Annotated in this window: 14 protein-coding genes; all 14 read right to left on the bottom strand. The window is 30.1% G+C overall.

All coding sequences use genetic code 11. The annotated features are described in order from the left end of the window. Window positions 1-33: 33 nt before the first annotated feature. The 14 genes from DW721_RS06740 to DW721_RS06675 all read right to left on the bottom strand — a co-directional run bounded on the left by DW721_RS06740 (window position 34) and on the right by DW721_RS06675 (window position 13,564). Complete coding sequence (locus DW721_RS06740) at window positions 34-624, bottom strand: Rpn family recombination-promoting nuclease/putative transposase (RefSeq protein ID WP_118745237.1); 591 nt, start codon at window positions 622-624, stop codon at window positions 34-36. Next, window positions 611-1,462 carry a sugar-binding domain-containing protein gene (locus DW721_RS06735; protein WP_118745236.1) on the bottom strand — a complete coding sequence of 284 codons (852 nt, stop codon included), beginning with the start codon at window positions 1,460-1,462 and terminating at the stop codon, window positions 611-613. Before DW721_RS06735 ends, DW721_RS06740 begins: the two co-directional genes overlap by 14 nt. Before the next feature lie 61 nt (window positions 1,463-1,523). After that, window positions 1,524-3,035: a polysaccharide biosynthesis C-terminal domain-containing protein gene (locus DW721_RS06730; RefSeq protein ID WP_118745235.1), complete on the bottom strand. Its 1,512-nt coding sequence runs from the start codon at window positions 3,033-3,035 to the stop codon at window positions 1,524-1,526. A 23-nt stretch (window positions 3,036-3,058) separates the two neighbouring features. Continuing rightward, entirely contained in the window at window positions 3,059-3,802 is a 744-nt protein-coding gene (locus DW721_RS06725) for a hypothetical protein (protein WP_147355386.1), read from the bottom strand. Between the two features lie 203 nt (window positions 3,803-4,005). Beyond that, entirely contained in the window at window positions 4,006-4,986 is a 981-nt protein-coding gene (locus DW721_RS06720) for a glycosyltransferase family 92 protein (protein WP_182436241.1), read from the bottom strand. 30 nt (window positions 4,987-5,016) lie between these two features. After that, complete coding sequence (locus DW721_RS06715; RefSeq protein WP_118745232.1) at window positions 5,017-5,916, bottom strand: hypothetical protein; 900 nt, start codon at window positions 5,914-5,916, stop codon at window positions 5,017-5,019. A 54-nt stretch (window positions 5,917-5,970) separates the two neighbouring features. Further along, window positions 5,971-6,918 carry an NAD-dependent epimerase/dehydratase family protein gene (locus DW721_RS06710; protein ID WP_243035967.1) on the bottom strand — a complete coding sequence of 316 codons (948 nt, stop codon included), beginning with the start codon at window positions 6,916-6,918 and terminating at the stop codon, window positions 5,971-5,973. Window positions 6,919-6,935: 17 nt separating this feature from the next. Then, a complete protein-coding gene (locus tag DW721_RS06705; protein ID WP_022014101.1) occupies window positions 6,936-7,559 on the bottom strand; it encodes a CatB-related O-acetyltransferase in 624 nt (207 codons plus the stop codon). Between the two features lie 5 nt (window positions 7,560-7,564). Then, window positions 7,565-8,410 carry a glycosyltransferase gene (locus DW721_RS06700; RefSeq protein WP_118745231.1) on the bottom strand — a complete coding sequence of 282 codons (846 nt, stop codon included), beginning with the start codon at window positions 8,408-8,410 and terminating at the stop codon, window positions 7,565-7,567. Window positions 8,411-8,464: 54 nt separating this feature from the next. Beyond that, complete coding sequence (locus DW721_RS06695) at window positions 8,465-9,445, bottom strand: glycosyltransferase family 2 protein (RefSeq protein ID WP_118745230.1); 981 nt, start codon at window positions 9,443-9,445, stop codon at window positions 8,465-8,467. Beyond that, window positions 9,446-9,823 (bottom strand): DUF2304 domain-containing protein, encoded by a 378-nt coding sequence (locus DW721_RS06690; RefSeq protein WP_022014098.1) that lies wholly within the window; start codon window positions 9,821-9,823, stop codon window positions 9,446-9,448. Window positions 9,824-9,835: 12 nt separating this feature from the next. Further along, window positions 9,836-10,525 carry a glycosyltransferase family 2 protein gene (locus DW721_RS06685; RefSeq protein WP_022014097.1) on the bottom strand — a complete coding sequence of 230 codons (690 nt, stop codon included), beginning with the start codon at window positions 10,523-10,525 and terminating at the stop codon, window positions 9,836-9,838. Between the two features lie 52 nt (window positions 10,526-10,577). Beyond that, a complete protein-coding gene (locus tag DW721_RS06680; RefSeq protein WP_022014096.1) occupies window positions 10,578-11,360 on the bottom strand; it encodes a glycosyltransferase in 783 nt (260 codons plus the stop codon). 17 nt (window positions 11,361-11,377) lie between these two features. Then, entirely contained in the window at window positions 11,378-13,564 is a 2,187-nt protein-coding gene (locus DW721_RS06675) for a DUF2142 domain-containing protein (protein ID WP_118745229.1), read from the bottom strand. Between the last annotated feature and the right edge of the window lie 3 nt (window positions 13,565-13,567).

Raw genomic sequence — 13,567 nt, 5'->3', positions numbered from 1 at the left:
TGTTCATTGTATGATACCCTCGATTTATTTTTACTATTCAAAACTTTTTTCTCTCTTTCTCTGAAAAATTTCTTCCAATGCTTCTACCTGCTCTGTTGTAAGACCTGAATACAATGCAATTTCATCATTTGACAGCTTTCCGGCTTTTATCATTCTTAGTGCAGACTGCCTGTTGCTCTGTTCTCTTCCCTGCTCTATCCCCTGCTCATATTTTTCCTGATAATTTATTTGCAATGTCATATAATCCAACCTCCATTTCTCATTTTTCCTTACAGTTTTCACTGCTGCTTCCAGCTCCTTTGTAAATTCATCTCTCGGTTCCTCTCCGTCAATAAAATCAAGCAAACTTTTTAACTCTGGTGTAACATCATCCATCGTTCCTTTAGTATTTAATATAATCTTTATAGTATCGTCTCCAAGTGATAAACTTGTATCCTGAATACAACGATTTTCAAAAGTATATATATGCCGTCCCCTTCCAAACAAATCAAATGTACAAATAAAAATAACGAAGCTTTTCTTTAAACTTTTATAATTTTCTCCTTTTTCTAATATATTCAAATCTATCATTCCCTGATAGTAACGTGTTCTCTTATGAATATTTCTATTCTCAACCGTTTGCATTTCTGCTCCACAATGTCACATTTTTAATTTCCTGACTCAGAGTAACTGCCTCACTTGTCGTTGCGGCTGTAACTTTAACATTCTCATTTTTTGAAGCTACTACTTCTCCTTCTGCATTTTTTATCACAGCATTCAATGTTACATCAGTATCCTTATCTGCCTTATTGCTAAATTCACTCTTAGTACTTACCGCAGCATTGCTCGCAACCTGATTACTGTTAATAAAAATTCCTGAACTTCCGTTATCTTCCAACGATATGTATTGGTCATTATATAAAATAATCTCAACATCTCTGTATATTCCGGCCCATTGTGTGTAATCGACATTGATAGGTATTGTGTCCGTATCTATATTTTTAACCTTTACTTTTAATTGAACATTCTGTTTTCCCTTTACATAATCCGTAATATCAAATACAAATGCCGTATATCCCCAAATATGTGTTCCAACTTTTTCCCCGTCTATATACACATCCGCATTTCTGCTCACACCATTCAATTTAATAAAACAATTTTTATTTCTATAACTGCTGTCATCCAAAGACTTTGTGTACTCAACGGTTTTCTTATTCATATTAGCAATATAAGATTTCGTTGGATGAGTATATTCCCATGTATGCGGCAAATCAATTTTGCCTGATTTTGCTCCTGTCGGAAAGTCCCATCCATCATCACTTTCATCGCAACTGTCAAAATTCCAGTCCTTATTTATATTTATGATCTTTCTACTTTCTGAAACTGCATTTGAATAATTGACACTCTTATCTGATGATGCTTTTGAAATAGTTTTGCCAACACTAGAAAAATTTAAAATAATTACAATTACAATTAAAAACAATGCTAATATTTTCTTATTTTTTTAATAACCCATAATTTCACCTTTCTGTATTTTACCGTTACTACTCTTTCTTAAATATATAATTTTTTGCCATATTGATTATATCCTTTGCCTCCTCTTTGTTTGTAATAAATAATCCGGCAAAATATATACATATACATATAATTAATGATACTCCGCCTAATAAAATAACTTTTAGATAACTGTCAGCAAATAACATATTCTGATTTACAGTGCATACTATAACGATAAATATAATAAAACAAACAAGCCACCTTTTAAGCGTAAGCCACGGTTTTCCTTCAAGCAAATGCTTATATGCGTAAAATATTATATCAACCGTTCTGTAGGCAGATGCTATGATCGAACCAAGCAATGCACCTATTATCCCCACTTTCCAGATAAGTGCAACTGATATAACTATATTAAGAACAGTTTCCGTAACCGCTCTCCACTGCGTCTGCCTAAAATGTCCCGCAAAATTTACTACATTATTTCCAATATTCCTTCCATAACTCATGATCGGAACAAGTACAAAAAAAACAGGATAAAGTTTGTCTATATAATTAACATCATTCACTCCGGAAGTATATAATCGCATAAACGGTAATATGCATATATAAACAACTGTCATAACCGAAAACATACTACCAAGACTTATCACCTCCATTATATGATGCAGCCTGTTATACTCTTTTTTATCGGTATTAAAAATCTGTCCAAGTCTAAAATTAAAACCGTTTACCAACTGAACGAGCATTGTATTTACCATCTGGATTATATTATTATACATAGTATATACGCTTACCACCTTAAGATTTTGCAAAATAAGCGTCAAAAAAATAGTATCTGTATTGTAAAAAATAATACCTGATATCTGATGTATCAATGTCGCACCTTTTTGCGAAATCGCTTCTAAATTTGGAGCTGTATTAAAATCAAGCCATGAATAGTGCTTTTTTATAAAGAATGAATAGATAAGCATTTGTAAAATATTAATACAAAAGTATGAAAACTGCACTGCTAATACATTATATCCCATCAGCAGTAATGCAACCTTTGTCAGACTGGTTATTACATTTATGACGGTTGTTATATTGGTTGCTATAAAAAGGTAACCCTCAGCTTCCATTAAAATTCTGTATTTGCCCTGATAAAGAAAATTAAAACAATTCCCCAATCCACCAAATACTATTATTCCAACTACTGTCCAATATGATATACTTGTCTTTACAAAAACAGGATATAATAATGCCAATAAAACAACTGAACCTGCATATAATGTTCCTGTTTTTATATAAAATTTGTGAGTAGCTACAATTATTCCCTGTATCTCTTCTCTATCACTGTGGACAACAGGTGCATATAGAGCCTGTAATGATGCTGCACCTATCCCTGCTTCAAACAGACTAAAACAAGTAAAAATCTGCGTTACCGAAGTCAGCAGACCATTTACTTCCGAACCATAACTTACAACAACTAATCTCGGAACTACAATTCCTATAGCGATAATGACAATCTGTCCCAAAAAGCCACACACGATATTAAGCATTCCTTTTTTTGCAGCCTGCATATAATCTAATCTCCTAATCCTACTCAATCTTTCAAAATATTATCAAGCCATTCTCTAACAGATATAGCATGTTTATCATTCTTTACATAACTGTCGGTCATAAAAGCATCATCTATAACCGGATTTTCCCTGTCAATAACAGATATGTTTTCTGAATATACTGGATACTCCGTTATATATTTATTTGTAGTTATTACTTTAGTATCTGTCAATAATGCATCAAAAGGTCTTGTTGTCAATCCAACCTGTTTATACAATGGTAAATCCAATACAGCATGAGACTCCTGCAAAATCTTTAAATACTCCTCATATTTAAGAGACTCTGTATGCCCAAAAAAGTCTGGTTTAAAATCAGGATGATAAAAATAAATAAACATTTTGTACTTTTCTTTGTATTTCTCGTAAATTTCTTTTGCCAATTTTATTCTATCAGGATGTGCAGTTCCAATTAATGCTAAATCATACTTGTTTTGTTTTGCATGTCCTATCCATTCATGTTGAGTAAACATAGGCATGTACTTGAAACCATATTTTTTACATTCATCCATATTAAACGACATAACTTCATCAAAGTATTTAAAATGTGTATTTTTTCTTAATATCTTTGCATCATCCCACAAATATAGTCTCATTTTTGTATCAGGATTATTTTCCTTTAAGCTGCGATAAACTTTATCCGCAAGCAAATGTCCGTTAATACACAAAATCTCATCATATTTTTTTCTGAGTAATATATCTAAATTTTTATCTGCAAATTTATTTTCCATATGTTCATAAAAGACATCAAGTTTTTTTATGTATAAGAAAAATTGTCTCAAAACCCTAAGCCAAAATCTATCCTGAATATACTTGTCTATTTCATATAAATCCTTTTCATTGTCATATAAGGTAACCTCATATCTCTTTTTGAACTCATTGCAAATACTTTTCTCATATTCCATAAAAAATGGCATTAATACTAAATAACTTTTCATATGTTTCCCATCTTTCTTTTCAACTTTATAAGATACTTATAAGCTGAATAATCAACTGCCCTGCATCGCATCTCATGAGCATAAAAATATTCTTCATCATGAGGATTTACTTCATAATATACATCACCTTTTGCTCTCTTTTCAACATATTCGTCAAATGACTTAGTAAAATAGTGATTTATCTGTATTGGAAGTTCATTTGTTTTTATATAATTCATTTGAAAAATTGAAACTTTATCAAAAACATTTACCGGCGGAAGATTCATGTTTTTTAGTTTTCCCCATCCTGTATGATGAAAACCTGTATTATTTTTATAATCTTTGTCAATATCATATTTTGTATTATAGAAACATTTTCCTATTGAACAATATTTATCCCAACAAACCGTATATCTCTCAACCATTGTTTCATTCATATTTTCTTCGATATGTCCTGATGTTCCAAATATTCTCCAATTAATAATAACTGCCGCTCTGTTTTTTTCAAACAATTTCAAAAAATCATATATGCTTTCCATTTTATTTGGTACTATATATTCATCTATATCAATAAAACCTATCCATTTCGCATCTTTTCTATGCTTATCATAGCAATCTTTATATGCTGAAATCTGTCCCTGTTTTACCGGCCAATCTATAAGATCGACAATTCCCTCTTGAATGTACGGTCCAAGAACTTCCATATAATTATCATCAGAAAAATTATTATACATATAAAAATGCTGCACACCGACAATCCTGTTAAATTCTATCCATTCTTTTAAATATTTTGCCTCATTCTTAAAAATTGCTCCAACAACTACATCATATTTTTTTTCTTCCGTACTATTCTGATGCGGTCTTATAATATTTAATACAGGCTTATATATCCAACTCATCCCCTTAGCATACAACTTCAACATTAACCCCTTAATCCCTTTCGGTAAAGCACTGCTATAATAAACATATTTATTTTCTATATTCTTATTTATTTTCATCAAATTTCTCCTCATATAAAATAACTGTTTCTATTTCCAAAATTTTAATTTTCCAATAGCAATCTTAATTATCATTTTCCATATCTCTGTCTTACTATAGAAACACTGTATATTCTCTGAAAAGCTGCTTAAATCATACGAACACTCTTTTTTTCGTAACACATATGCATAGTATAACTGAGCCAGTAAAACCAGATTACTTTCTTTTACTTTATCAAATGTTTTATATGATATTTCCCCCTGCCTATACAATTCAAGAATAATTGCAGGATATTCAACTCCGAATGCATAGAATAAATCATATTTTCCCTTTTTGCTATCGTCAATCATTATTTCTTTAAACAAAACCGTATGATCTATTATGTATTTTGATGCTTCTTTATTATTAAATATTAAATCAATATGAGGAAATAATCTATTATACTTTTTATTATCAGATATTTTTTCAAATTCCTCTTTCCACATTGCAGTTCCGGCAGACCATGAGGAAAATCTTTGCATACCATATACAAACTCGTCAAATGTATTTAAAACCTCTTCTCCTGACTTCCCGGCTATTGCTCCATTCATAAAATAGAGTTCCGGTCTTAAATCTGAATATTTTTTTGAAACTTCAATCAGATATTGTACCGCCCCATCTACCAGAGTATGACGATGATTTACAAATTTTATAAGTTTTCCCGATGCCATTTTAAATGCTTCAATCTGATTAAGAAATTGAATTGCATCTGTTCTTTTATATATACAATTCGACTTGTCCTTGCAATAATCAAGCAATGTCTCATAGAAATCCTTATCATTTCCATTATCTGTGATAATCACCTCAAATTCTTCAATATCTGCATTTGTGCAATAAATGCTGTCAAGAACAGGTATAACCCACTCTTTTATGCCATTTGTTGGAACACAAAACGAAACATAAGGCTGCATTCTCATAACCTCCATATCACTCTAATAATAATCAATTATATTTCCTATAAACATTTATTTCCATATATTCTGATACTTTTTCAAATGGTCAATGGTCTTTTCTATCCCATTTTCTAATGATATTAATTTAATGTCACATATATTAGAAATTTTACTGTTATCTAATATAATTTTATTTACATCAACACTTCTTCTGTCCTTATATACGATATTAATCTTTCTTATCTTATCTTCAACAATATTTATAATATCATTCTGACTTGTTCCAATACCTGAACTTATATTAAACACCTCTTCATCACCGCTATAATCAATAAGTGAATATAACATCTCACATACATCATCTATATAAATATAATCACGAACAGTGTCACCATTTCCCCATATTTCCAGCACATCACCAAGCATTGCTTTTTTTATAGCTGCATCTATAAATCCAACACCTTTATTAAAATCCTGTCCCGGACCATATGGATTTGAAATTCTTGCTATCAACATTTTGGAATGCATCTGTGTATTGAACACTCTCATAGTATTTTCAATGCACAGCTTCACATTGCCATAATGATTTATCGGTAAAGCCATCACATCTTCCTTTATAGGCTGGATTTTCTGATTTCCATAAACAGTTCCGCCTGAAGATAAAAATATCAATTTCTTTTTTGTCCCAAGTAAATACGAGAAAAGTCTTATCGACTCTATCATATCCCTGTTATAACCACTCATATATTTCTGATTGGAATTTCCGGGCTGTATCGTGCTTATCGCATGAAATATAATATCCTTATCAGAAATAATCTCTTTTAAAAATATTTCATCAAAAAAATCACCTGATATATAGTTTATTCCCTCTAATTCCTCATCAGGCTCTCTTATATCTAAGCTATATACATCAAGACCATGTTTATAAAAACACTTACTGAGATTTTTTCCTATAAATCCATTTCCACCTAATATAATAACCTTTTTTTTATCTACATTGCTCTTTATTAACATATCCATACACTTTCTTTTTAATTTTACACATTCCTGTTATCTTTCTGCGGCAAAATACGCAACTTTTTATAATCACCTACTTCATCGAAAAACAATTTTTCGTTATATTTCACAATATTTTTGTCTATCTTAGAAAAATCTATTTTCAACAGCTCATCAATGTATTCTTTGTCAAATCTATATTTAATGATATGTGCCGGATTTCCAGCTACTACCGCATATGCCGGAATATCTTTAGTCACAACTGCTCCCGCTGCGACAACTGCTCCCTGTCCAATATGAACTCCTGAAAGGATAACTGCATTACACCCTATCCATACATCATCTTCCAATACTATATCACCTTTTGATGTGGCATCATTGCCATTAAACCCCATCATTGTTTTAAAAGGATACATAGATATATGCTTCATATCATGTTCTGAACTTAGTATAAACTTTGTTCCATTTGCAATAGAACAATAATTTCCTATTTTCAAGAAAACATCATTTCTTGACATTTCAATATCTATAGGTCCATATGTTCCAACTCCAACACTTACACAATTTATATCATATACATTCAAACAATATGTCTTATTATGTCTGTTTCTAATTCTCCATCCAATTCTTCTTTCAAAAAATTTTACAAACATATCTATAATCAATTTTTTCACCTCATTTGTAACTGCTTATAATATATTTTACTTGAATTATATATATTTTTCATTCTAAACAATTCACTTTGCTTTGCATTTCCAACTGTTTTTGTAGCCATTCCATGGTAATGTTTAACTTTTATCGCAGGCTGATAGACCATTTTTTCATTATTCTTCAAACACCAGTCTGCTAATATATACTCTTCATAGTAAAAAAAAGTCTCCGGTGAAAATACAACCGATTTTTTTTTCAATAACTTCTTTGATATAACTAAACAGGCACCTAACGGTATCACATTTTCCTGATAAACTCCTGCATCCTTTATCTCAGGCTTATCATTTCTGCTTTTTCCAAAAAACATATAATATAAATCAAAAAAAGTTAATGCCAGACGGTTAAATATAATAGTCTTTTTCACCTGACTTTTACTTCTCTGCATCTCATAACTTATAGGACTTTGATGTGTATCTATTATAGGATTATATATATCCGGTCCTACTACTGCAAATTTACTATTTTGATATTCTTCGTATATTCTTTTTACAAAATCTTTCTGAATAAACTCTAAATCATTATTTGCAAAAATCACAAAATCACAATCATACTTTTTTTTGCAATATTCATATGCAATATTATTTGCAGCCGAAAAACCGCAATTATATTCCGTTTGTAAAAGTTCAACTTTCGTACCGGAATATGTTTCACATAATTTTTTATATGAATCATTAGCAGATGAATTATCTATTACTATAACTTTTACACATTCCTGCTTATCCAACCCCAAAATTGAATCAACACAAACTTTTGTCGCTTCATACGAATTATAATGTAAAATAATAAATGCACATACCAAATCCATTTTTTTCACCTCTATCACTCTTTAATGCTCACCAATAACAAAATAATACCTGTTTTATAATAGTGAAATTATTCTATACACAAACTTGTCTATACCAATCTTATTAAAAAACATCATTGTCTCTACTGCAAGCCTTATTTTTAATGACTGCTTTTTAGCTTTTCCAAACTTCAAAAATTTATTTTCTTTATAATCAGGAAATTTATTTTTTAAATCATCAATAAAAAATTTGTATTTTTTATCCATAATATCAGGTTTGCAACCATGTCCATACACTATCAGGGCATTTATCATATTCGCAATATAATTATATTGTATCAGATATTTTTTTTCCTGACCGGCAGACTCATAATCATATTTCATTAAAAACATATCAAAAATTTTAGAAATATCACACTCAAGTTTTTTATCATATGACAATGTACTTGTAGTTGATTTTTCGTTGAAATAATAATAATAACCTGCATATCTTATAACACTATATTTCGCATCATTAAAAAATACAGACATAGAGAATAGAATATCCTCTCCGCATCTTATCTCGGAAAAATCTATATTGTTATTTATCAAAAAATCTTTATTATATAATTTTGCACATCCTATGGTATAACTAAAAACAGACCATATACAATCATTCACTAAGTATTTTTTATACTTTCCCGCAATATCTTTTGTATATCCACCTATAACAATATCATAATCTTCCTTTTTCATTTCATCATAATATGTCTTTAAAAAATCGTCTGCTATGTAATCGTCACTATCTATAAATGTCACATACCTTCCATTTGCTTCTTTTACTCCCCAGTCCCTGCACAAGCCCGGACCTGTATTCTTTTCATTTTCAAGGAATCTTATTTTTGGGGAATATTTCTTAACATACTCTAATATAATTTCTCTGCTTCCATCAGGACTGCAATCATTAACACAAATAATCTCATAACTTTGAAATGACTGCCTTAGTACGCTTTCCAAGCATCTGGCAATAAACTTTTCAGCGTTATATATTGGTATTATTACAGAAATTTCACACATTTAATTTCCTCCACTATTTTCTCTATTGTTCCCATTGTATCTTTCATACATATCTTTTCTGATAATAGCAATCTCCTGTGCCATCTTTTTAACCTTGTCAGTCAGGTTACTCAATGCTATAGACAACGTAAATATAATTACTATAGACAAACAAAATCCAAAAAAGAATAACATATTTACCGGTGATGCTATCCCAAATGCTTTTGCAACCACATTCAACAATTTAGGAAATATCGCTAGTACCAATACACATATGCATACGAAAAGCCATAATAATGCGTATTTAAAATCTATGCTTTTCTTTCTAACATGATTAACAATATATAACATTGCCAAAATAATGACAACTATTATCAAAATCTGTAATTTTATCGACATTTTTATCCACCTTTATTTTTTCATTCTTGCTATCAGTATTGCAAAACTAACTTTAATCATATAATATACACTGTTTTTTAATGAAATTGAAGATACACCTTCTTCTCTTTCATTCATAACTACAGGAATTTCCGTTACCTTATATTTTTCAGATAAAATCGTTACTACACTTTCCGGTTCAGGATAATCTTTGGGATATTCATCTGTAAATTTTTCCAAGAGCTTTTTATTAACCATCCTCATTCCTGAAGTCGGATCTGTTATTTTCTTTCCAGTCAGCAATTTAATAAGTCCAGTAAAATATTTAATTCCTATTCTTCTTAAACCAGAGGACTGAAAACCTTCTTTTTCAATAAATCTTGAACCGATTACCATATCTGACTCTGTATCAATAAGTGTCGTAACCATATCCTCTAAATGTGATGCACTGTGCTGTCCGTCACCATCAAACTGGACTGCTATATCATAACCATGATAATATGCATATCTGTATCCTGTCTGGACAGCACCACCTATTCCAAGGTTTACCGGAAGATTAAGATAACTAAATCCATGTCTCCTACACATTTCAAGTGTTTTATCGGTTGAACAGTCATTGATTATAACATAATCAAAGTCCGGTGCATTATCTTTTATATCTTTTATTGTTTTTTCTAAATTTCCTTCTTCATTAAAAGCCGGAATTATTACAAGTTTTTTCATTGTATTTTAACTCCCTAATCTTGTATAGCTCTAATTCATCTTTATCTATTCATTATATCTCATTTGATTTTTCAGATTTTGTATAAAAATGATTTATCAGTTTCGCTATCGGTTTCGGCCAGAATTTGCAATACATAATATAATTTTCCTGAACTCTTGCATTATCATGTATTATAGCCGTTGTTGCCGATTCCTCATGTATTCTGTGACACATAAGGGGTTCATTTATATAAATAAATTTTCCTTTTAACTTGGACAATTTTTCCCATGCTTCCCAGTCCTCGCAGCTTCTGAAACCATCGGCAAAAATCGGTCTTTTAACATTTTCAAGATCAAATGTAACGGCAGGACAGCATATTGGATCGCCCATAGACAAAACTCTTCTTCTTATAAACTTGCTTTTCCAAAATGCCTTTATTCTCAATGGCAATAACATTATCCTCTTAATTTTAAGCATTGTTGTGTCATGTATCTTTTCGCCGTTTCTAAGCTCACTATAATCAGAAAATGCAATAATCGAATTGTCCGATTTAGCCATCTCCTTAATTATTTTTTCTGAATATTCAGGCTCATATATATCATCCTGATGTGCAACTGTGGCATATCTGGTCTTAACTTTACTAAGTCCAAAGTTCCAATCCTGTGTTATTCCACCCTGCCCTTTATTTACCATAACAACAATCCCATATTTTTCTGCAATATCATCTATATATTTATTTGGTGTTGATGTTGCTATTAAAATATTTGATCTTACTGTCTGCTTTTTCAAAGACAAGATACATTCTTCTAAAAATGCACTTTCTTTATATGCACAAATTACAAATGTATGTTTCATGTTTACCCACCTTATATTTATAGCATTGTCCTTAACATACAGCAATTAAGTACAATAATAAATAAAATTGTTATAATTTCTTCAGCTCTTTTTATAATACTACTCTGTAATTTAATTGGTATATAAATTCTTGACACAACCAACATACCAGATACAATAATAGGGAATAAATACCTTGCCTGACATCCAACAATACTTAATGAACCAACTGGATTATAGACCACATATAAAGCAGTTGCAACCATACATGATGTAATAAATCCAATTAGAATACTGCTTGCAGATAAATACCATTTAACGGTATTATTGTCACTCCTGTCATATAGCATTACCAGTAACATAAATGCTGCAACATATCCCCAATATCCAGCCGGTTTCATAAGATATGCTGTTGCAGTATTATAGTCGGGTATTTTTTTTATTGACCAATAATCCTTTATAAATGTCAACAATATTTTCGTATATTGAAGCGGATTAGATAAAATATATTTTATTTGTCCCATAGCATTTATTTCTTCTCCACCTCTGGTATCTCCAATTCCTAACCCACCACCAAATATCAGTATAGCAAACCCTATAATTGCACAAATAACAATTCCACAAAAAAAACATCTGAACGCAACAATGCCCTTTTTCTTTTCAAACTTTTTCTTTGGCAAAAATGCTATTATCCCTAATAAAGGTATATATACAACTTTCACCGCAATTCCTAACAATGTAGAAGCAATTATATAAACAAAATCCTTAATTTTAATATATTTATCTGGATTTTGATATTCTCCAACGATATAACATGTTGAATATAAAGTTAATCCAATAAGCCAATAATCGTAATTAAAATTAGCAATTATAAACATTGCACCTGGCATTGTTGATGCCGCTGCAACAACCATCTTTCCATTTTTTAAATGTTTCATTCCTCTATATACTATATATAGATAAAATAACATTCCTGCTAACTTTGCTCCCAGAATAATCAAACTTAAATTTAATCCTATTCCTCTTAATATCATCATAGCTATAGCTACCGGCATATACACAACACTTTTATAAGTAATATTTTCATTATATTCTACTGATGTTCTCTTGCTATAGCTATCATTTATTATGTTATGATATGACTTATCTTTTACATCACAAGAATTTCTTAGCTGCGGTACAAAACAACTTAAATAATAATCATCTTCCGCAACACTTACACTTTTATCAGGATAATGTGATAATGCTACAATATTTTTGTAATGTATCTGATCATCATATGAAATATTTAATCGATTAGGTAAAAGTACAATAAACATACAAGATAACATGCTACCAACAATTAAAAACATTTTTTCAAACTTGACTTTATTGTTTTTTATATACCAATATAAAGAACTTAATGTTCCCCATATACATAAAGATAATATAGTATATAAAACATAATAACTATGAATCTTAAATTTAAACTTGAGCATACATACTACAAACAAAAATAATATTATATACCCTATTATTTCAAATACTATTATTTTCTTATATGCATCTATTGAATTTATAATTTTTTCCTTATATCTTATAATTTTTTCATCAATTTGCTCAGCTGTAAACTTATGTTTTCTTTTAATAAATATATATGACAGTATAACAAACAAAACAAAAAATATAATAAAACTTCTATGTCTCACCCCCGTTAAACGACTCACATCTTCATTTACCTGAAAACTCTGCACATTGGCACTATTGTAATCAAATGTTCCTTTTAAATATACTCTGACTGAATTTATTTTTCTATTTTCAAAATACAACTTTGCATATTGTTCATGTCCCGGTATATTACTGTCAATTTTCCCTAAACTCTTTCCATCTTTGAGCATATCTGCTTCTAATTCTATTGTATCTCCCGGTGCTGCATTAAGCTGAATATTTAAAGTCTTAATCGGTACCTCCGGCACTGAAAAATCTATGTAATGTTCTGAAGCATTTTCATCATAATTATACACCGTTCCTTCAATATTATATCCCTTATAGTCTGTTATGGATGCCTCATACCAGACGCTTTGATATTTGTCGATATAATTTGAATTGAAGTATATTCCGCTCAATAACAGACTTATTACAAAAGAAAACGCTAAACATACAATAATACTTTTCTTATTTTTATCAATTCTATTATGTTTACTTATAGTATTTTTTTTCTTACTTTTCACTATCTTATTACTCATTTT

This window comes from Clostridium sp. AM27-31LB, assembly GCF_003480745.1.
Classification (GTDB): Bacteria; Bacillota; Clostridia; order Lachnospirales; family Lachnospiraceae; genus Butyribacter; species Butyribacter intestini.
This window is presented reverse-complemented; position numbering and strand designations above follow the sequence as displayed.